The organism is Microbacterium sp. Root180 (assembly GCF_001428485.1).
In the GTDB taxonomy this organism is placed as follows: Bacteria; Actinomycetota; Actinomycetes; order Actinomycetales; family Microbacteriaceae; genus Microbacterium.
The window spans coordinates 1-21,056 of record NZ_LMHS01000005.1 but is presented as its reverse complement, the minus strand read 5'-3'; the positions used below and the strand labels follow the sequence as shown (position 1 = coordinate 21,056).

Annotated in this window: 14 protein-coding genes; 4 read left to right on the top strand and 10 right to left on the bottom strand. The window is 68.4% G+C overall.

Annotated features, from left to right (window positions below):
* Positions 1-54: 54 nt before the first annotated feature.
* Positions 55-1,188, top strand: coding sequence for a serine hydrolase domain-containing protein (locus tag ASD93_RS15290; protein ID WP_056124965.1), 1,134 nt, complete (start codon positions 55-57; stop codon positions 1,186-1,188).
* A gap of 23 nt (positions 1,189-1,211) precedes the next feature.
* Positions 1,212-3,536 (top strand): alpha-L-rhamnosidase, encoded by a 2,325-nt coding sequence (locus ASD93_RS15285; protein WP_082569419.1) that lies wholly within the window; start codon positions 1,212-1,214, stop codon positions 3,534-3,536.
* Here the strand turns inward: ASD93_RS15285 and manD are convergent.
* From manD to ASD93_RS15265, 4 genes are read right to left on the bottom strand one after another with little or no spacing between them, the layout of a single operon-like run.
* Positions 3,497-4,735: a D-mannonate dehydratase ManD gene (manD, locus tag ASD93_RS15280; RefSeq protein ID WP_056124963.1), complete on the bottom strand. Its 1,239-nt coding sequence runs from the start codon at positions 4,733-4,735 to the stop codon at positions 3,497-3,499. The two genes, ASD93_RS15285 and manD, sit on opposite strands and share 40 nt — an antisense overlap.
* On the bottom strand, positions 4,732-6,192 hold the full coding sequence (locus ASD93_RS15275; protein ID WP_082569418.1) for a mannitol dehydrogenase family protein: 1,461 nt from the start codon (positions 6,190-6,192) through the stop codon (positions 4,732-4,734). The genes manD and ASD93_RS15275 overlap by 4 nt, the downstream gene beginning before the upstream one ends.
* The gene (gene uxaC / locus ASD93_RS15270) at positions 6,189-7,595 is read right to left on the bottom strand and encodes a glucuronate isomerase (protein WP_056124960.1); all 1,407 of its coding nucleotides are present in this window, start codon (positions 7,593-7,595) and stop codon (positions 6,189-6,191) included. Before uxaC ends, ASD93_RS15275 begins: the two co-directional genes overlap by 4 nt.
* The gene (locus ASD93_RS15265; protein ID WP_056124957.1) at positions 7,592-9,832 is read right to left on the bottom strand and encodes a glycoside hydrolase family 2 protein; all 2,241 of its coding nucleotides are present in this window, start codon (positions 9,830-9,832) and stop codon (positions 7,592-7,594) included. The genes uxaC and ASD93_RS15265 overlap by 4 nt, the downstream gene beginning before the upstream one ends.
* Before the next feature lie 136 nt (positions 9,833-9,968).
* On the opposite strand from ASD93_RS15265, the gene ASD93_RS15260 reads away from it, so the two are divergent.
* Positions 9,969-11,186, top strand: a complete 1,218-nt coding sequence (locus tag ASD93_RS15260) for a helix-turn-helix domain-containing protein (RefSeq protein WP_056124954.1) — start codon at positions 9,969-9,971, stop codon at positions 11,184-11,186.
* Positions 11,187-11,202: 16 nt separating this feature from the next.
* Here ASD93_RS15260 and ASD93_RS15255 read toward each other — a convergent pair whose 3' ends face one another.
* The 6 genes from ASD93_RS15255 to ASD93_RS15230 all read right to left on the bottom strand — a co-directional run bounded on the left by ASD93_RS15255 (position 11,203) and on the right by ASD93_RS15230 (position 19,998).
* The gene (locus tag ASD93_RS15255; protein WP_056124941.1) at positions 11,203-12,699 is read right to left on the bottom strand and encodes an MFS transporter; all 1,497 of its coding nucleotides are present in this window, start codon (positions 12,697-12,699) and stop codon (positions 11,203-11,205) included.
* A 147-nt stretch (positions 12,700-12,846) separates the two neighbouring features.
* A complete protein-coding gene (locus ASD93_RS15250; protein ID WP_056124939.1) occupies positions 12,847-13,803 on the bottom strand; it encodes a Gfo/Idh/MocA family protein in 957 nt (318 codons plus the stop codon).
* Between the two features lie 35 nt (positions 13,804-13,838).
* Complete coding sequence (locus ASD93_RS15245; protein WP_056124935.1) at positions 13,839-14,666, bottom strand: SDR family NAD(P)-dependent oxidoreductase; 828 nt, start codon at positions 14,664-14,666, stop codon at positions 13,839-13,841.
* Positions 14,663-15,910, bottom strand: a complete 1,248-nt coding sequence (locus ASD93_RS15240; RefSeq protein WP_200950745.1) for a glycoside hydrolase family 1 protein — start codon at positions 15,908-15,910, stop codon at positions 14,663-14,665. Before ASD93_RS15240 ends, ASD93_RS15245 begins: the two co-directional genes overlap by 4 nt.
* A 31-nt stretch (positions 15,911-15,941) precedes the next feature.
* Positions 15,942-18,608, bottom strand: a complete 2,667-nt coding sequence (locus ASD93_RS15235; protein WP_056124929.1) for a family 78 glycoside hydrolase catalytic domain — start codon at positions 18,606-18,608, stop codon at positions 15,942-15,944.
* A 28-nt stretch (positions 18,609-18,636) separates the two neighbouring features.
* Positions 18,637-19,998 (bottom strand): MFS transporter, encoded by a 1,362-nt coding sequence (locus ASD93_RS15230; protein WP_056124926.1) that lies wholly within the window; start codon positions 19,996-19,998, stop codon positions 18,637-18,639.
* 177 nt (positions 19,999-20,175) lie between these two features.
* Between ASD93_RS15230 and ASD93_RS15225 the strand changes: the two genes are divergently transcribed.
* Entirely contained in the window at positions 20,176-20,808 is a 633-nt protein-coding gene (locus ASD93_RS15225) for a TetR/AcrR family transcriptional regulator (RefSeq protein WP_056124923.1), read from the top strand.
* Positions 20,809-21,056: the final 248 nt, after the last annotated feature.

Sequence of the window (21,056 nt, the reverse complement as noted above, 5' to 3'; positions counted from 1 at the left end):
CAACGAATGGTATAGGGTGACACGCACCCGCCCTGTCGATCGAGGAGGATGACTGTGCTGGAGGCGACCGCCGATCCACGTTTCGAGAACATCTCCGCCAAGCTGCACGACCACGCAGCCGCACACCCCGGCTTCAGTGCTCAGCTGAGCATCCGCATCGGCGATGACCTGGTGCTCGACGATGTCGTCGGAACGCGCCTCGACGGCGGGTCGATCACCGGGGTCTACTCGGTGTCGAAAGGAGTCGCCGCTCTCGTCATCGCGCAGCTCGTCCACGACGGTGCGCTCGAACTCGACCGGGCGGTCATCGACTACTGGCCGGAATTCGGCGCCAACGGCAAGACCGCCATCACCGTTCGGCAGGTGCTGTCTCATCGGGCGGGGCTCCCGCTCGCGGCCCGCACATTGGCGATACAGGAGCTAGCGGATGCCGGTGCGGCGGCGGTGCTCGCGGAGCAGCGGCCACTGTGGGCACCGGGCAGCGCCTTCGGCTACCACGCCCTGACGATCGGCATCCTCATGGAGGAGCTCGTCCGCAGAAGTGCGGGCACGACACTTCAGCGGTTCTTCGATACACAGATCCGGGAGCCGCTCGGCGCGGACTTCTATCTGGGTCTGCCAGCGGATCTCGACCATCGATACCGATGGGTCGAGGACCCTCGCCTCGATCCGACGCAAGCGGCGGAAGTCGCATCGCGTCCTCCGGTCGACGATCTGGCCGCCGCCGTGTTCTCCAACACCGATGCGCCGGACGACCGCTCGCCGCAGGGGGTCTCCACCAACAATGTCGAGATCCGGCGACGCGGACCGGCCGCGATCGGCGGCGTCGGCAATACGCGCGGGCTGTCGCTGCTCTACGCAGCAACACTGCCGGGAACGCGACGACCTATCGCCAATCCGGAGGTCTTCGCCGACATGGCTCAGCAGCAGTCCTGGGGCATCGACCGCGTGCTCAACGTGGCCAACTGCTTCGGGACCGTGTTCATGCTTCCGCAGCCGCGGATGCCGTTCGGCTGCGTAGGCGCCTACGGCCACGACGGCGCCGGCGGCGCCCTCGCGTTCGCCGACCCGGCCACGGGAGTGGCCTTCGCCTATATCCCGTCACCCATGCAGTACCCGGGCGGCGCCGACCCGCTCTCCATCGAGCTCGCACGCGATGCGATGCTCGTCGTGCGCGCGAGCGCGTGAGCGATCCACGAAAGGACCACGAAATGTCGCCCACCCCTCCGATCGCCACCGAGCTGGGATCCGCACACTTCCTCGCAGCCGACAGCGACCGGGACGCCGTCGTGCGGTTCCGGACCACTGGTCGCCTCGATCGCCCCCGCGCGGACATCGTGCTGGCTACGCTCCGCGCGACCGCGCACGGCATCTACGAAGCATCCCTGGACGGACAGCCGGTGACCGAGTCGGTTCTCAATCCCGGCTGGACCGCGTACGAATGGCGGCTTGCGTACCAGACGTTCGACGTCACGGCGCAGCTCGCCGGCGGCTCCGGTGCCGATCTGCGCATCGAGCTGCTCCTCGCGAACGGCTGGTACCGCGGCGACCTGGGATTCGCGCGCGCCAACGCGAACTACGGCGACGAGACCTGCATCGCCGCCGAACTCGTGATCACATACGCTGACGGCTCCACCCAGACCATCGCGACCGGGCAGGACTGGATCGCCGAGGGCTCCGGCATCCGCAGTTCGCTCTACAACGGGCAGACGATCGACGCCCGCGGCGGCACGACCCCCCTCGTGACTCGCGTCACCGACATCGACCGGACCACGCTCTTCGCGCAGTCGGCACCCCCCGTCCTGCGCCACGAGATCCTGCACCCCACCGCGGTGTTCACATCTCCCACCGGCCGCACCCTCGTCGACTTCGGGCAGAACCTCGTCGGGTGGGTGCGGTTCACGCTCCAGGGTGAAGAAGGTCAGGAAATCGTCATCCGACATGCCGAGGTTCTCGAGGATGGCGAGCTCGGAACCCGCCCGCTTCGCGGAGCCGAGGCGACAGACCGGTTCATCCTCTCGGGTGGCGTCGACACGTTCGAGCCGACGTTGACCTTCCACGGGTTCCGCTACGCGGAGGTGGAGGGCTGGCCCGGCGACGTCGATCCTGACGCCATCGAGGCGGTCGTCGTCCACTCCCGGATGAACCGCATCGGCGCGTTCGAGTGTTCCGAACCGCTGGTGAACCAGCTCATCCAGAACTCGATCTGGGGTCAGAAGGGCAACTTCCTCAGCGTGCCGACCGACTGCCCGCAGCGCGACGAGCGACTCGGATGGACGGGTGACATCGCCGCGTACGCGGCATCCGCGGCATTCCAGTTCGACACGGCGGACTTCCTCGACGGCTGGCTTCAGGACCTGCGCGCCGAGACCGAGCACACCGAAGGACGCATCGTTCCCCTGACAGTGCCCGATGTCCTCAAGTACGCGAACTTTCCGGACGGGTTCACGCTCCCGTGGCACCGTGCGACGGCGGTCTGGGGCGATGCGGCGGTGTGGGTGCCGCAGGCCCTGTGGCACGCCTACGGCGATCGCGACAGGCTCGCGTCGCACTACCCCGCCATGGTCCTTCATCTCGAGTCCGCCGAGAAGGATGTCTCGCCGACCGGCCTGTGGGACCTCGGGAACCAGCTCGGCGACTGGCTCGACCCGGACTCACCGCCCGAGGATCCAGCCGCGGCGAAGGCTGACCCGTCCGTCGTCGCCACCGCGTGCCTCTATCGGTCGGCATCATTCGCCACAGAGGCCGCGGAGATCCTCGGTGAGGAGGTGGATGCTGCCCGCTGGAGACGGCTCGCCGAGACGACCCGAGCCGCTTTCAACGAGCACTACGTAAATCAGGGGATCGTCTTCTCGGACTGCGCGACGGTCTATGCCCTCGCGATCGCCTTCGATCTGCTGGACGAACCGGACCGCACCACGGCGGGCGACCGCCTCGCAGACCTGGTGCGCGACTCCGGCTATCGCGTGACCACGGGCTTCGCCGGCACTCCCTTCGTCACTTGGGCACTGTCGGAGACAGGACACATCGACGACGCCTATCGCCTGCTCCTCGAGCGCGAGTGCCCGTCGTGGCTGTACCCGATCACGATGGGCGCCACGACGATCTGGGAGCGCTGGGATTCGATGCTCCCCGACGGCACCGTCAACGCCGGCGATATGACGAGCTTCAACCACTACGCCCTCGGCGCGGTCGCAGACTGGATCTACCAGGTCGTCGGAGGAGTGCGAGCGGCAGAGCCCGGCTATGCGCGGGTACGCATCCAGCCCGTCCCCGGGCCGGGGATCACCTGGGCACGGACGCGGCTCGAGACCCCGCGAGGATTGGTCTCGTGCGACTGGCAGGTCGACGGGGACGAGTTCACGATCGTCGTGTCACTGCCCGAAGGGGTCCCGGGCGAACTCATCCTCCCCGATGGCAGCCCCACGCGCCTCGTCGAAGGCGAGGTCTCCGCTCACTGCGTCCTGGACGGACCGCGGATTGCCCGAGCGCGGTCTCACCAGTCGTGGACGGTGCCGTCGAGCAGTCGGTTGTAAGGGAGGTAAGCCTGCTCATACGGGTACTTGCCGGCCTCATCCACGTCGAGTTCGACGCCCAGGCCCGGCTGATCTCCGGGGTGCAGGTAGCCGTCGGTCCAGGTGAAGGACTGCTGGAACACCCGATCGGTCATCGCCCCGTGCTTCATGTACTCCTGGATGCCGAAGTTGTGGATCGCCAGTCCCAGGTGCATGGCGGCCGCCATCCCCACCGGTGAGATGTCGGTAGGGCCGTGCATGCCCGACTTGATCTGGTACATCGCCGCATAGTCCAGGGTCTTCTTGAGCGGGCTGATGCCACCCATGTGCGTCACTGCGCCGCGAACGTAGTCGATGAGCTGGTCGCGGATGATGTCCTTGAAGTCCCAGATCGTGTTGAAGATCTCGCCGATCGCCAAGGGCGTCGTGGTGTGCTGGCGCACCAGCCGCAGCGCCTCCTGGTTCTCGGCAGGTGTGCAGTCTTCGAGCCAGAACAGGTCGAACGGCTCGAGATCCTTCCCGAGCCTCGCCGCCTGGATCGGGGTCATCCGGTGGTGACCGTCGTGGAGGAGTGGGATGTCGGGCCCGAACTCGTTGCGCACCGCCTCGAACACCCCCGGCAGATGAGTGAGATACGCCCGGGTGTCCCAGTCCTCCTCGACGGGCTTGGCGCCGCGACGTGCGGGCTCATGGTCGTAGCGGACGGTCGCGTCACCGACATCCGCTCCCTGCGCGGCGATACCGTAGATCGCCTTCAGCGTCGGCACCCCGGTCTGCACGCGAATCGCCTTGTAGCCCTGCTCCTGGTGCGCGCGGATCGAGTCGAACAGCTCGGGGAGCTCCTTGCCCGAGGCGTGGCCGTACGCCATGAGTCCGGTGCGACTCGCACCACCGAGCAGCTGGTAGACCGGCATCCCGGCCGCTTTGCCCTTGATGTCCCACAGCGCCATGTCGACCGCGGCGATCGCCGCCATGGTGACCGGGCCGCGGCGCCAGTACGCCGAACGGTAGAGGAACTGCCAGGTGTCCTCGATGCGCGAGGCGTCCGCCCCGATCAGCAGCGGGACCACGTGCTCGCGCAGGTACGCCACCACCGCGAGCTCCCGCCCGTTCAGCGTCGCGTCTCCCAGCCCCGTCAGTCCGTCGTCCGTCGTGAGTTTCAGTGTCACGAAGTTCCGGTCGGGACTGGTGACGATGACCTCGGCCTTGTCGATGATCATGGGGTTCCTGTTCCTTCTGTGGACGATGAGGTGGACACTCGGGATGCCGCGAGCCGGCCGAACGCATCGGCGACGCGCGCCGCGAACGCGGCATCGGCCGACAGCCGCGGATCGAGAGCGTCGAGCAGATCCGCGAGGGTCTGAGGATCGAGGATGCCGCTCCCGTGCACGTCGACGCCAGCGGGGTGCGGGACCGTGCCGGCGCCCACGCCCACCATCCACGCAGCGATCGCGGCCGCGCATCCGTCCGCGGACCTCCCCGCCGCCAACTCGCCCAGCGCGACCGGCACGACCCGCAGCCGCATCTTGGTGGTGGAGTCGAGAGCGATCTGGGCGAGCCGATGCTCGATGCGCCGGTTCCTGAACCGCTGGACGAGCGCGACGCGGTATCCCGACAGATCCCGCATCGGCAGCTGGCGGGCCGCGTCGTCCCACAGCGCCCGCACCACACGGCGGCAGACGTGGTCGTCGATTGCGGCGCTCACCACCGTGTGCCCCCGCGCCTGCCCGAGTGCGGCGAGGACGGTGTGCGCCCCGTTCAGCATCCAGAGCTTCCTGCTCTCCCACGGGGCGAGGTCCTCTGCGAACCGGGCGCCGGCTGACTCCCAATCGGGGCGACCGGCGGGGAAGTCGCCGCTGAGCACCCAGTCCGAGAACGGCTCGGTCACGACGGGCGCCGCATCCAGCCATCCAGTCGCCTCGGCGACCGCCGCGGACTCGGTCGCCGTGTCGATGGCCGGCGTGATCCGGTCGACGGATGTCGAGACGAACGACACCGATTCACTGATCCACGAAAGGAGGTCGGGCGAGATTCTGGCGACGAGGTCGCACAGGGCGCGGCGCAGGACCCCGCCGTTGTCCGGGAGGTTGTCGCACGAGACGAGCGCGATGGGCCCGCCGCGGGCGAGACGGCGGGCGTGCAGGGCCAGTACGATCCGACCGAGCGCGGTCCGCGGATACGTCGCCTCCGCCAGCTCCACCGAGCCCGCGACGGCGGCGCGGAGAAGGCCGATGTCCGCCTTCGTCGCGGGATCACTCTGATCGAGGCTGCCGCTCGCGTCGACGCGATATCCCGCCTCGGTGATGGTGAGTGTGAGGATCGCGACGTCAGGACTCGCCACCGCGCGGACGAAGAGGGCGACGTCGTCACCGGCTTCCACACGGACGATGCTCGGCACCATCTCATATCTGTCGCGCTCGGCGCCGCGCTCGACCAGCGTGAACAGGCCCTGCTGCGGAGTCATCCGATCCACGAGGTCGCGGCTGCGTCCGGTGAACGCGACGATCCCCCACGCACCGGCATTCGACGCGTGCGCGGTGTACCACGCCTGGTGTGCTCGGTGAAAGGCGCCCAGGCCGAGGTGGACGATCCGCTCGGGCGGGCTGGGCACTCCCGCACTCGCTCGATCGAGGAAGGCGCCGAGAGCGGCATCGGTGCGAGGAGTCGTCGCACTCACAGCTTGAACACCTCTCGGGGGATGGCGTCGACGAGATCGCGCATGATCCGGCGCGCCGTCGGTGCGCTCACGCGACCTTCCTCCACGAGCCGAGCGAGCACGCCGGCGTCGACGCGGCGCGACGCATCGTGCCGCGCCGGGATGGACAGGAATGCCCGGGTGTCGTCGATGAATCCGCTCGACCGGTAGAACCCCGCGGTCTCCGTGATCGCCGAGCGCCAGCGGCGCATCGCATCCGGCGCGTCGAGGAACCACCACGGAGCGCCGATATAGACGCTCGGGTAGAACCCGGCCAGCGGTGCGATCTCACGGGAGAACACCGTCTCATCCACGGTGAACAGCACAAGGTGGAACCCCGGGACAGCGCCGAAAGCCTCGAGCAGCGGGCGGAGGTTCTCGGTGTACTCCGTCCGTACCGGGATGTCGTGCCCGGTATCGGGCCCGAAGACCTCCGAGGTGGGCCGGTGGTGGTTGCGCCGCACCCCCGGGTGGAGCGTCATGACCAGGCCGTCCTGTGTGCTCATGCGCGCCATCTGAAAGAGCATGTGGCCGCGGAAGAGTCGCGCTTCTGCGTCGCTGAGTCCGCCGGCGAGCGCTCCAGCGAACAGCCTGTCTGCGGCCGCGGCGTCGAGGTCGACGGTGAACGGCTTGAGCACGCCGTGGTCGGCCGACACCGCGCCATGGTCGACGAAGAAGCCTCGACGGTCTTCGAGCGCACCGAGGTACCCGTCGAAGGTCGCGCTGCGGCCGGTGGCATCGAGGAGTCGCTCGATGCGGTCGGCGAATCCGGATGCCTCGGGGTCGAGGTACGCGTCGGGCCGGAAGGTCGGCACCACCCGGCCTGTGAAGGAGGGGTCCGCCGCGAGGCGCGCATGCACGGAGAGATCATCGAGCGGGTCGTCCGTGGTGGCGAGGACCTCGATGCGGAACCGCCGGAAGAGCGCGCGAGGGCGGAACCCGTCGGTGCGCAGCGCCGACGAGATGCGATCGTAGACGGCGTCGGCGTTCTCCGGCGAGAGCTCCTCTGTCACTCCGAAGAGCGACTCGAGTTCGTCGGTGAGCCAGTAGCCGCTGGCGGTTCCGGCGAAACGGTGCCAATGAGCGGCGAGAGTGCGCCACGGCTGGCGCGGATCGACCGTGTGCGCGGGGTCCAGACCCAGGTCCTCGAGAGAGACACCGGCCGAATGCAGCAGCCGCGTGACGTAGTGATCGTGAGTGATGAAGAGCTCTGTCGGATCCGCGAACGGGATGTCGTCTGCCAGGATTCGGGGATCCACATGTCCGTGCGGCGAGATGATCGAGGCATCCGCGACCTCGCCGTACAGGTCTGCCGCGACCTCGCGCACGCGTGGTTCGGCAGGGAAGAGGCGGTGCGCACGGCCCGCGCGCGGCGGGGTGCTCATTTCGCGATGAGGTTGAGCTGAGCGTTGAGCGCCGCGACCTGCTCGATCGGCACCTCCCCGGCCTGCCGGAGGAGCTTCTCCACGCTCATGCGGTCGATGATCTTGAGCATCGACGGCGGGATCTGGACGCCCTTCCCGACCTCGCCGCGGCTGGTCGCCATCGCGTCCATCACCGACGCGATGAGGCGCGCGCCATCCTCGGACCGCTTGATGTCGGCGAGGGTGTCGCGGATGGAGTAGAACCCGGTAGGGCTGGGCAGTTCGGCGTCGTCGAACCAGTTGGCGATCGTCGTCGTGGGCATGACGCTGGCTGCCGGGACCTCGTCGACCTTGCGCAGGAGGATGGTGTCGGACACCTCGCCGGACCGGGCGGTGATCTGGTGCTGCCCGGCGATCGGCACCTGGAATCGGAACGCTCGACGCCCCTCGGTCGCCTCGACCTCCCTGCCATCGACCAGAAGCGTCACGAAGGGCTGGTTGGAGTACACGACGACCTCGGTCACCTCCTCCGCGCGGTCCGCCCTCCGCCGGCCCGCGATGTGCACGAAGGGCTCGGCCGACCATGCCGCCTTGTAGACGTAGAAGGCGTCCTTCTTGAGGGTGCGGTCGAACGAGACGAGCCCCTTCTGGTTGCGGCCGGCGACCCCGCCCTCATCACGACCCGCCGAACCGAAGTCGGCGAGGTTCCACACGTGGGTCGCCCAGAGCCAGGGCCGCTCCTCGATCATCTCGACCAGGTGCTCGTGGTACAGCGCCTGGTAGCCCTCCGTGTAGTCACCCTTCGCTGGATCGGCGGACTGGAACTGCGGGTTCGCGTCGGCGCCGTACTCCGAGAGTCCGATCGCGACCTCGGGGTGCGCGGCGTGGAAGTCGTCCAGCCACGCGTCGTTGTCGGGGGTCTCACCGACGTACCAGCCGAAGTAGAGGTTGTACGACATCACATCGGGCACGGTGACCAGAGGGTGGTCGGTCTCGAGCAGGAAGAGATGGGCCATCGCGGTGAGCCGCGTGGGGTCAAGCCGGTGCGCGAGGTCGTTCAGCTCACGGTGGGCACCGACGACGTCCGCGCCCGCGCCCGCGAGGGTGATCTCGTTCGACAACCCCCAGCACACGATGCTCGCGTGGTGCCGGTTCTGGACGATCAGCTCGGTGAGCTGGTCGCGGGCGTTGCCGGTCGCGCCGGGGAGGAACACCGTGATCTGCGGGATCTCCGCCCACACCACGATGCCCGCCTGGTCGCACAGGTCGTAGAAGCGCTGGTCGTGCTGGTAGTGCGCGAGCCGTACGGTCGTGGCGCCGAGCTCGCGGATCAACGCGAGATCGGTCTGCTTCATCTCCTCCGTGATGGCGTTGCCGACGCCTTCGAAGTCCTGATGGCGCGAGACACCGCGGAGCGGGTACTCCTCGCCATTGAGCAGAAAGCCGTGTTGCGGATCCACCGCGAATTCGCGGCATCCGAACCGCAGCTCGACCTCGTCGACTACGACGCCCGCGACGAGCAGCTCGGCGCGTGCGGTGTACAGGTGCGGGTCGCGCAGCCCGTGCCAGCGGCGCACGCTCTCGATGGGCATCGTCGCGGTCACCTCGTCGCCCGACACCGGGACGGTGACCGCCGACTCGCCGGCGACGAGGAAGCGCACGGATGCCTCACCCACGCCGGTGACGCGGGCGCCCATCTCCACGTCGGCGCGGTGGCCGTCGAGGCGCGGCGTGACTGTCAGGCCGGGACCACCGGCCTCGTCGAGCGCGAAGTGGGAGGAGCCGACACCGAGCAGCCGGACATCGCGGTATATCCCGCCGTAGAACGTGAAGTCGGCCTGCTGCGGGTAGACCGAGTCGTTCGCGGCGTTGTCGACGATCACGAGCAGTGTCGCGGGGCCATCCTTGAGGACACGAGTCAGGTCCACGCGGAAGGTCGAGTATCCGCCGTCGTGCCGGGCGAGGACCTGACCGTCGACGTACACCTCGGCGGTGGAGTTCACACCGGCGAACTCCACCCACGTCTCTGCACTGCCGGGCATCGCCGCGATGTGCCGCGCGTACGTCGAGCGCCCGCGCCGGTACCCGCCGCCGGACTGCCCGTCCGCCGCGTTCCAGGTGTGCGGCACGGTGACCGTCTCGCCCGCGGCGACGACGGCATCCCAGCTCGAATCCGTCGCGAGCTCGACGGGGGCGAACGCCCACTCGTCGAGGATCGGCATCACCCGTCGCGGGGGCGTGGTGGGAGGCGGCGTCATTGTGGTCTCCTTCGGCGCACAGCACCGGCGATTCCCGGGCCATTCCAACCTACGAACGCCGAAGAGGAGGATGATAGAACTGCTCGCGCACGAACAGAACTGATCCCGCACGGGTCCGCCGGCGAGAGGAGCATCCGTGACGACGACGACACCGACCGATCGCGGTTCGACGCTCGAGGCGATCCTGGCGGTGCTGGCCGAAGTGCTGAGCTGCCCCGTGGTCCTCACCGGAGACGTCGATGCTGCCCTGACGGCCTTCGAGCACGAGCACTGCCTGAACCCGCAGCTTCAGCCCGCCTTCACCGCCGCCGCCCTGCGCACGTTCGTCGACGAGATGCCGGGCCAGGTCGTCCACGAGATCGAGGAGCCACTCGGCATGGCCCTGGCAGTCGCACGCGGGAGCGATCGACTGCTCCTCATCGGCCCCTACACGCACGAGCCGATGTATCCGGGCACCGCGGAGGAGCTGATGAGCCGCCTCGCCATTCCCACCGCCCACCTCTCGCACTACAAGCTGTACCGCACCCGCTATCCGATCGTGGACGCGGAGTACGTGTACCGCGGTGCCGCCGCGCTTCTGCGTGCCGCCGGATTCGAGGATTCGCTCGGCAGCCTCCAGCACATCAAGGCGGAAGCGGGGACGATCTCGCCCGGGCTCGGGGACGCCCCGCAGTCGGCCTCGTTCGCGGTGGTGGAGGAGCGCTATCGGCGCGAGCAGGAGTTCATGGATGCCGTCGCCGACGGGTCGGCCGAGCAGGCTCTGGCCGCGCTGCAACGGCTGTCGGGGATGCCGCGGATCAGCGGCTATCTGAACACGCCCTTCCTCGGAGCGACGATCCTGCGGATCATGGCGCGCGTCGCCGCCCAGCGCGGAGGCCTGCCCGCTGTGACGATCGACGCGATCTCGCAGGAATACGCCCAGCGCCTGCATCGCATCGGCCATACGTCCGACCCTCGCCGCACGTTCGGCTTCACGGCGCAGATGGTGACCGACTTCTGTCAGGGCGTGCGGCGCCATCGGCAGCGCAGCTATCCCCCTCTCGTCCGCCGCGTCACCGACGAGATCGATCTGCACCTGAGTCACCATGTCTCGACCGCGGAGCTGGCCGAACGGCTCGGGGTCTCGACGTCGACGCTCGCGCGCCGGTTCAAAGAGGCGACCGGCACCACCGTGGTCGGCTATGTCGCCCGTCGCCGGGCGGAGCGTGCGGCGCGCCTCCTCGCGACCACCTCGCAGAGCGTCCGGGACATCGCGCTCTTCGTCGGCTACGACGATGCGAACTACTTCGTCAAGGTCTTCCGCGCCGAGTACGGGGTGACTCCGACGGCCTACCGGGAGCTCCACGCCAGGTGACGAGGCAGCCGGAACGTCAGGCGAGCGACTCGGCCGGCTGCTCCTCTGCCAGCGCTGCCTTGCGGTTCGCGACGCGCTTCTGCACCTCGATCATCTCGACACGATCCAGCTTGTAGCCGTGCATCGCGAAGAGCGTGCAGACCCAGCCGAGGATGGGGAGACCGAAGAAGAGGAGCATCGTCATCAAGAGGATCGCCTGGTTCGGGCTGTCCGTGGGCTGAGGCATGACCGTGGTGAATCCGATCAGCGCGACGGCTCCCAGGGCGAGCGTGGAGCCGAGCGACGAGATGATCTGGTCGACGATGTTGTACGTCGCGGTCACGGTTGCAGGCAGGTACTTGCCGGAGCGGTCGAGTTCGTAGTCGATGATGTCGGCGCGCATGGCGCCCGAAGCGACCGTGACGACCATCGACGCGCCGTTGAGAAGCAGGTAGACGAGGAAGAAGATGATCGTGAGCGGGAGGCTGCCGAGGATGGAGCGGGGGTCGATCACGACGCAGAACCCGGCGAGGACCGCGGCCAGGATGAGGCAGATCCACGTCCAGGTGACCGTGGCGGCCTTCGAGCCGTGCTTGCCGTTGTAGCGGGCTCCGAAGATCGCGAACACGATGCCGGGGAGGATCGCGATCAGGCTGAGGGTCGTGCCGAGCTGCATGTTGCCGAGCAGGATCCCCCACATCAGAGTTCCGATCACCGCCTGCGACCTGACGACCTGAGCGAGCTTGTCGGAGGCGCCGCTGATCAGGTAGCGCTGGAACGGCCCGTTGTGGGCGAGCACGTTCCACATGTCGCGCGCGGAGACCTTGGCATCCGTTTTGGTGATCGAGAGGTGCTCGAAGCTCCCGGGCTTGTCGACGCGGGAGACTCCCACGCAGGCGAGCACCTGGAAGAAGAACGAGCAGACGACGTAGATGATCGCCGTCTCACTGAGCATGGCGACCGTGAACTCGTTGCCGTGGCGCGGCAGGAAGACCACCGTGGAGATGATCGTGAAGATGGCGGGGATGAGGTAGGCGTAGACGGTCGCCCACACCTGCACGGTCGGACGCTGCCGCGGGTCGTTCGTCAGGACCGGACCGGACATCTGCCCGGCGATGTCGTTCATGGACGAGCCGACGATGTACACGAGGTACATCGCGATGAAGAAGACGGGGCCGAGACCGGTGTCCGAGCCCCAGACGAACAGGAGCAGGATCGCCAGCGAACGGATCGCCCAGCCGGTGAGCATGAAGAACCGGAGTTTGCCGAAGCGGAAGGTCACGCGCTCGATGACGATTGCGATCAGCGGGTCGATCAGTCCGTCGAAGACGCGGGTGACGGTGAGGATGATGCCCGCGACGGCCACCGCGATGCCGTATCCGGCGTTCTGCAGGTAGCTCATGAGCCCGACCAGCACGTAGAAGATCATGGCGGAGCCGTTGTTCAACTGGGAGAAGGCGATCTCCCACGTCCGGGCACGGCGGTACACCACGCCATCGGCTTCGCTGGCTGACTGCTTGGGCGTACGCGCCATCGCGTTCACACTCCTTCGGGTCATCGCCTCGGCGCCGTGGCCCATTCCACGACTCCATCGAGGCGATCGCAACGCTATGTCCGCCCGTACGCGCTGGAGTAGAACTGAAGCGGCAGCGTAAGTACAGATTCGGCGCGGATCGCCGGGTTACATCTCGAAGAGGATCTGATCCATCGCCCGGGAGACCGCCAGCGTGTCCGCGTGGGTGTGCCACGGGTGCTCGAGGAGCCCCGATTCGATCGCATCGGCGACAGCGATGAGCATGGGGCGGTACCCGTTGCCCGCCCGCGGATGCTCTACTGCTTGCGGCGACCCGAAGATCGACTCCACCGACCCTGCATGCACGGAGGCGCGCGTCCCTGCCCAGAACATCGGAGCAATCGTCACCCAGCCTCTCTCCCCGGCCACGGAGGCCGACAGATCGAGGAACTCCGTGCCGGACCAGGAGAGCTGCGCGAACCCGCTTCGGCCCTCGAGCGTCGCATGGCCCGAGACATCCACATCCGCCTCGAATGTGCCCGACGCCAGGATCCGCGACGGCTCACCGAGGAACCAGTGGCTGAGCGTGACCGCATAGATCCCGCGATCCCGCAGCGCGCTGCCTGCCTGGGCCGGCGTCAGAACGCGACCGCGGGCACGGAACGGAGTGCCGAAGCCCGCTCGCACGCTGCTCACCTCACCGAGCAGGCCCGAGCCGATGCGGTCGATCAGCTCGACGTGAAGGGGGTTGAACCGCATCCACATCGCTTCCATCGCGAAGCATCCTGCGGCGCGCGCCGCAGCGAAGATGCGTGCCGCATCGACGGCGCTCTCGGCGATCGGCTTCTCGATGAGGACATGCTTGCCCGCCGCGAGGGCTTCGATCGCGATGTCGGCGTGGGTGGCGGCGGGGGTCGCGATGTAGATCACGTCCACGTCTGCGCGGGCGAACAGCTCCGCACGGTCCTCGGTGGCGAAGCGGACGCCGTGGTCCGCCGCGAAGGCCTGCGCCCGCTCCGCCGTCCGCCCCCACACGCCTGCCACCGACGCCGGCTCGACCGCGATCAGGTCGGACACGACCCTGTCCGAGATGTCGCCCGTTCCGACGATCCCCCATCTGAGCATCGCGGCTCCCTTCGATCGGTGACCCGCTGTCAGCGTCAGATCGTCTCGCCGGCGTCCGCCAGCAGCGTGCTCCCCGTCATCACGAGCGACAGGTCACTGGCGCAGAAGAGCACGACGCGAGCGATGTCGTCGGGAGTGCCGACACGGCCGATGAGGCTGTACGACATGGCGGCAGGCATACTCGACAGATCGGTGCCGGCAGCCGCCATCTTCTCCATCGCCGCCGCGGCGGCGGCCATGTTCCCCTCGGTGGGGACGTAGGACGGCGCGACGCCGAGCACCCGGATGCCGCGGGGCGCGAACTCGAGTGCCATCTGCTTGGTCATTCCGCGCACGGCATGCTTCGACCCCACGTAGGCCGACAGGCCCGGGGCGATGCCGCGGAAGCCGGCGGTCGAGACGACGTTCACGACCACTCCCCCGTCGGTCATGCGGCGGGCGGCCTCGCGAGCGCCGTTGCGCACGCCGCGGGTGTTGACCGCGAACACGTGGTCCCACTGCTCGTCGCTCATCTCGAGCACCGGAGCGCTGGGGAAGACGCCGGCGTTGTTGACCCAGATGTCCACACCGCCGAGTACGCCGACCACGCGGTCCGTGGCCTCGGCGACCGACGCCGAGTCGGCGACGTCCATCGCGACGCCGACCGCCGCGACCGCATGGAGGTCCGCGATCGCGGTGGCTGCGGCATCCGCTCTTCCTGCATCGAGGTCGGCGATCGCAATGGATGCGCCGGCCTCGGCCAGTCGCTCGGCGATCGCGCGGCCGAGCCCCTGTGCTCCGCCCGTGATCACCGCCCGTCGGCCGGACAGCGACAGCAGGTCGGTCAGCGAAGCGGCAGAGACATCGGCGAAGGGAAAGGTCACGATGCCACCTCGGCAGGGACACCATTGCGCTGTGCGACCTCGCCGAGCCACGCGAGGCTGGGCTTGGGGGTGCGGACGAAGGTGTCGCGGTCGACGGCGATCAGGCCGAAGGTCGGCTCCCAGTGGCCCCACTCGAAGTTGTCGAGCAGCGACCAGTGCAGGTAGCCGCGCACGTCGATGCCGTCGGCGATGGTGCCCCGCAGGCCGCGCAGCGCTTCTGCCGTGTAGCGGATGCGCTGCGTGTCGTCCGCGGTCGCGATCCCGTTCTCGGTGATCACGATGGGCGTGTGCTCGCTGACCTCCCACGCGTGGCGCACCGCCATGGCGAGCGAGTCGGGGCGGAACGAGGTGCCGACGAGCGTGTTGTCGGGGTGCGGCGGGTGGGGCACGAGACCGTTGGCGTCCACCTGCTGCGAGGAGTAGGCCTGCACGCCGACGAAGTCGTCGCCGCGGCTCCCCTCCCAGTACACGTCCTCCTTGCCGTACCGGATCTGCCGCAGCTTCTCCTCCCCGCCGGGCGCGGCGGTCAGCGCCCCAGCGGCGATGGTCCAGCCGACCTTGGCACCGGTGCGGGCGCGCACGATCTCGCGCGCCGCATGGTGGATGCGTGTGAACAGACGGCCGATCTCGGGGTCGGCGTAGGTGAGGAACTCACTGTGGGTCTGCTTCTTCTCGTCGTCGCCGTCGGCCTCCACGGTCGGGCTGGTCCAGTCCGCGCCGGATGCGGCGAGGCGCCGCATCGCGGTCATGATCGCCGCCTGCATGTTCGGCTCGTTCATGGTCGCCACCCACTCGACGCCGTCGAGGATTGTGCACGCCTGCTCGACGTACGCGCAGAACAGCGCCTGGGCATCGGGCGCCTCCCACCCGCCGAGTGCGGCGAACCACTGCGGGGTGGTGAAGTGCTGCAGGGTGACCACCGGCGTGACTCCTCGCTCGAGGCAGAAGTCGATCATGCGGCGATAGTGCGCGAGCTCGGCCTGGGAGAAGTGGCCGCGGACCGGCTCGATGCGGGACCACTCGAAGCTGAATCGGTAGGACGTCAGTCCGGCGTCCGCGAGGAGTGCGATGTCCTCGCGGTAGCGGTGGTAGCTGTCGACCGCATCGCCGGAGAGCTCCATGCCGGGCATCATCTGCTCGCGCGCCCACCAGTCGCTGTTGACGTTGTTGCCTTCGATCTGGTGTCCGGCCGTGGCGGCACCCCACAGGAAACCGTCGGGGAAGCGGGTCTCGTTCATAGTCATGCTCTCTCTTTCACGTCGATGTGTGCGAATGTCACCGCGAAGCGGAGACGGGATCGGATGCCGGCAGTGCGGCGGATTCGGTGAACCAGCCCGGCCCGGCGTCGCGGGTCGTGCCGTCAGGGAAGACGATGCGGGCGGTCGTGCCTGCGGGGATGTCGGCGCTGATGCGGATGCGGCCGTCTTCGATGACCCACTCGACGGCGATCTCGCCCTGCGGCCCGTCGTGCGTCCCCCGAGCCCACGTCACGCCGGGCCCCGGGACCGGTGCGATGACGACGTTCTCCCACGCGATCGAATCGGCGTCCTGCCGGAGGCCCAGGGTGTGGGTGTGGAGGAACCGGATCACCGCACCCTTGCTGTAGTGGTTCAGGGAATCGTGCGCGACGCCGTGCTCGTCGATGCCCTCCCAGTCCTCCCAGATCGTCGTCGCTCCGCGGTCGATCATGTACAGCCACGACGGGGCCGTCCGCTGCGCGAGCAGCTCGTAGGCGACGTCGGCATGTCCCGCGTCGGCGAGCACGGGCAGCAGATCGCCCGTAGCGAGGAACCCGGTGCCGAGATGCGTGCCGGCGACGCGGATCAGCTCGACGAGGCGATCGACCGCCGCCGTGCGCAGCCCCTCAGGGACGAGGCCGAACGACAGGGCGCGGACGTAGGCGGCCTGCGTGTCCGTGACCGTCGTTCCGTCCTCGCGCAGGTAGGCCGCGCGCCAGGCGTCTGCCACGCGTCGCGCGGTGTCCGCGTAGCGCGCAGCATCCGCCTCCTGGTCCAGGATCGTCGCGATCCGGGCGAGCGTCGCCGCCGAACGGTGGAGGTACGCGGTGCCGACCTCGCCCTTGTCAGCCATGAACCAGGCCATCGGGTTGTGCGCGATCGGATCGATGCGCTTGCCGTCGGCGTTGCGCATTCTGGGCTCGGTCCACTCCCCCCAGTGGAAGGTGCCGTCCCACAGGTACTCCTCGAACGGCTCCGGCTCCGGCGACGCCTGCACCCGCGCATGGTGGCGAGCGGTTCGCGCGCTGGAGAGCGCCCAGTCGACCCATCGGGTCATGGCGTCGTAGTTCTCTGCGAGGACCTCGCGGTCACCGTATGCCGTGTACATCTCCCACGGCACCGAGACGATCGCGTCGCCCCAGCCCGCGGATCCCGTCATCATCGCGAATTGATCGTCGAGGTGGTGCTTGATGCGGCGCCCGTCGGGCGAGAAGTTGGCGATGCGGCCGTCGTCGAGCTGATCGTCGCGCACCGATCGCAGCCATTTGCGCGTGAAGCCGAGGACGTCGTACAGCCGCGTCGCGGTCGGGGCGAAGACGGCATAGTCGCCGGTCCAGGCGAGGCGCTCCCGCGTCGGGCAGTCCGTCGGAACGTCCACGGCGTTGCCACGGAAGCTCCACCGGGCGATCTCGTGCAGGCGGTTGAGGTCTTCGTCGCTGCTCGCGAACGAACCCGACGGCGCCAGGTCGGTGTGCAGGATCTGCATGGTGACGGATGCCGCATCCAGCGGCGCGCCCGTGCGGGTGATGCGCGCGTACTGGAATCCGTGGACCGTATGGCGGGGTTCGAAGACCTCGCCGAGCGCGCCGGCGATCACCTCGTCGCGCTGGACGAAGACGATGTCCTCAGAGCCGCGGCGCTTCGAGTCGAGGTGCGTGGTCGAAAGGTCACCTCCGGCATCCACGTACTCGCCGTACTCGATCACGGTGTGGGTTCCGGGGGTGCCGAGATCGGTGAGGCGGATCCACCCGGAGGCGTTCTGACCGAAGTCGACAACCCACACTCCGTCGCGGAGTTCGAGGACCGACGCGGGCACGCGCGATTCCAGGACCCGCACCGGCGGTGCGGGCGACCAGTCGATCGGCGGTGCGTCGGGAACAGCTCCGACTCGCACCGGGGTCGACCCGTGTACGCCGGCGCTGAAGTCGACAGTCTGGCCGTCCATCAGGTCGGCGCGCGTCGTCGCTGAGCGGGCGCTGGACCAGGTGCGGTCGCTCGTGAACACCTGCACGGTCCCGTCGCTCCGACGCGCGTGCAGTTCGACCCGGGCTGCGGTGGTCGTGCCCCAGCCAGCCGGGAGGCGGAAGGCTCCGACCTGGCCGCGATACCAGCCGTCGGAGAGCTCGATCTCGACGAGGTTGTCGCCGGGAACGATCGCGGCGGTGACGTCGTAAGCCTGTGCGTACAGGGTGCGGTCGTACGAGCTCGATCCCGGGGCGAGCTCGTCGCGGCCGACGCGGCATCCGTTCACCGTCGCGGTGTAGACCCCGAGCGCCGTGGCGTACAGCCGTGCCGAGACGACGTCATCAGGCAGTGCGAACCGACCGGACAGCAGATGGGACGGACGCTGCCCATAGCCGGGATCGGAGCCTTCGACCGGCGAGATCCATTCGGCGGTCCAGTCCTGATCGAGCAGGCCGACTTCGAACGTCGCCGCCTCCGACCAGGCGGCATCCAGCGTCTCCGGTCGCACCCGCCACCGCACGCGGCTACCGCTGCGCAGTTCACCGAACGGCCACTCCACGAAGCGGTGCCCGGTGACCTCGGCCGTCACCGGATCGGCGTCGTCGATGCTCGCTTCCACGACGTTGCGCAGGGCGGTTGCGTCGGGGTTCTTCCACGAGAGTCGAGGGCGGGCGCCGGTGACGGTGAACTCGTCGCCGCCGCTGTCGACGGAGAGCGCGTAAGGCGATGTGGGCGGCATGATGCTCGGTACCTTCTGGGCTGGCGGATCAGCGGACGGACTTGACCTTGAGCAGGATGATGAGTCCGCCCACGAGCGCGAACACGGCACCCACCAGGTAGAGGAGCGTGTAGTTCTTGTCGCCGCCGACCGCGCCGATGGTGATGATCACGCCGGCCAGCAGCGGGGCGATCGCGCTCGGGATCTTCTGCGCGAACTGGATGACCGCCATGTAACGGCCCGCCTGATCGCGCTCGGGGATGATCGCGAAGACGATCGCCTGATCGACGGTGGCGAAGACCGCGATCGCGAGTTGCATGAGGACGGCGCCGACGATGATCTGCGGCAGCGACCAAGCAGTGGCCTCGACGACCGCACCGGCGACGAAGATCAGCGCGGCGAGCATGACGAACAGGCGTCGTCGCTGCAGCTTGTCGGAGAGGAAACCGCCCACGAGTGCACCGGTGGCGGCGGCGAGCACGCCGATCATGCCGACCGTCGCGACGATGCCGGCGACTTCGCGCACGGGGAGGTCGAGTCGCTGGGCGTAGAAGAACGTGCCGAACGTGGTGTTGAAGTACAGGCCGACGAAGAAGACGAAGCGGCCGAGCCAGTTCCACGCGAAGTCCGGATACTTGCGCACGTCGAAGCCGTAGCTGGTGACGACCGACTTCACGGTCACGTGGTCGCGCGGGGGGATGCCCTTCGAGCTGCCCTCGGGCTTCACGAGCGGGAAGAGCGCGAGCAGCACCGCTCCGATCACGCCCGGCACGAGGAAGATGAGCAGCGTGCTGGAGGACACCGCGTAGGCGACGCCGATTCCGAGAACCGGCGCGATCTGGGTCATGAGCCCGGTGAGGGCCGATACCTTTCCGCGCTGCTTCTCGGGCAGCTTGTCGGCCTGCAGGGTCTGCAGGGCGGCACCGGCGATCGACCAGCCGACCATGCCCAGGACCCAGCCGGCGCCGACGATCAGCAGGTTCGGCGCGAGTCCGATGATGACGAGTCCGACCAGCCCGATGGCGGTGCCGAGATAGATGAACGGCGAGCGGCGCCCGAAGCGGGAACGCGTACGGTCACTCCAGATGCCGACGAGCGGGCTGATGATCAGGTAGACGAGCTGCGCGGCTCCGGTGATGTAGCCCAGCACCTCTTCGTGGCCCGGAGCCAGCTCGCTGATGCGCACGGCGATGCCGTACGACAGCGGCACCATCATCGCCATCGACGCACCGAAGCTCGCGAGCATCAGCCAGAAGATGTAGCCCTTGCTCATCGGCGTCGTCGGCTCACCCGCACCGGCGTTCGTCGCACCGTCGATCACGTCGAGCGCTGTCTCGTTGCCGGGCAGCGGCTCCGCGGCTGCCAATCCTTCGGCGAGTGCACGCGCGCGCGGCTCGTTGTCAGACACCATGACTCCCTTATCAGTGTGAGGATGCTCGCCCGCGGCCCCGCGGACAATCCCAGGCGGACGTCGCGTGTCCGCTAAAAGTAACCACGTCGGTAACTCTTCGTAGAATGTAACCGCTCCGGTTACACTTGGCAAGTCGCCTGGCGTCACACGTCAGGCGCGCAGCAGAGGGAGCCCTCCATGTCCGCCGTCACTGCCGACGCCGCATCCGACGGGCCGGCGCACGCCCGTCGTCGCCGCGGGCCGTACGCAACGACCCCGGCTCGCCGAGCCGAGATCGTCCAGGCCGCGTCGGCGAGCTTCGCCGAGCACGGGTACGAGCGCGCATCGCTGCGCGACATCGCTGCACGTGCGAACGTCACCCACGCCGCGCTGCTCCGGCACTTCGCCAGCAAGGACGAACTCCTGCTCGCCGCGCTCGCGCTGCGCGACGAGCAGGACGAGGAACTCGCCCGCCAGATCGTGGAGTCCGAAGTCCCCGCCGAACGCGTGCTCTCAACCGTCCTGCGCGAGGAGTTCGCGCATCCGGATCAGCAGCGCAACTGGCTCGCGATCACGGTGGCCGCCACGAACCCCGATCACCCGGCGCACGACTTCTTCCTCGCGCGTCGCGACCGGATGCGCGAAAGCTTCACCACCGGTCGCCTGGCCACCACGGAGGATCACGAGGAGCTCACCGCGGACGACAAGGTCACGATGGTTCTCGCCATGATGGACGGCCTGCGCATCCAGTCGCTGCTGAACCCCGGCAGGGACGTGCTGCCGCTGATGGAGCGGCTGATGCGGATGCTCGCCACGACCGGGGCCTCCTGAGCGTCGGCACTCGAGCGCAGATCAGCCTCACTGACACACTCTGCCCGGCGTGGGACCAACGGGGATCGTCCGCCTGCACCCCGGATGCCGCTGAACCCCCCCCATAGGATGGGTGGATGCCCTCCCCGGTCGATCGATTCTTCCGCCGTGCGCGCTTCTTCGTGCGCCGCGTGGTCTCGTTCGACTTCGATCGCGTGAACCAGTTCGCGGCCCAATCGGCAAAGCTCTCCCGTGCTCCGCGGTGGTGG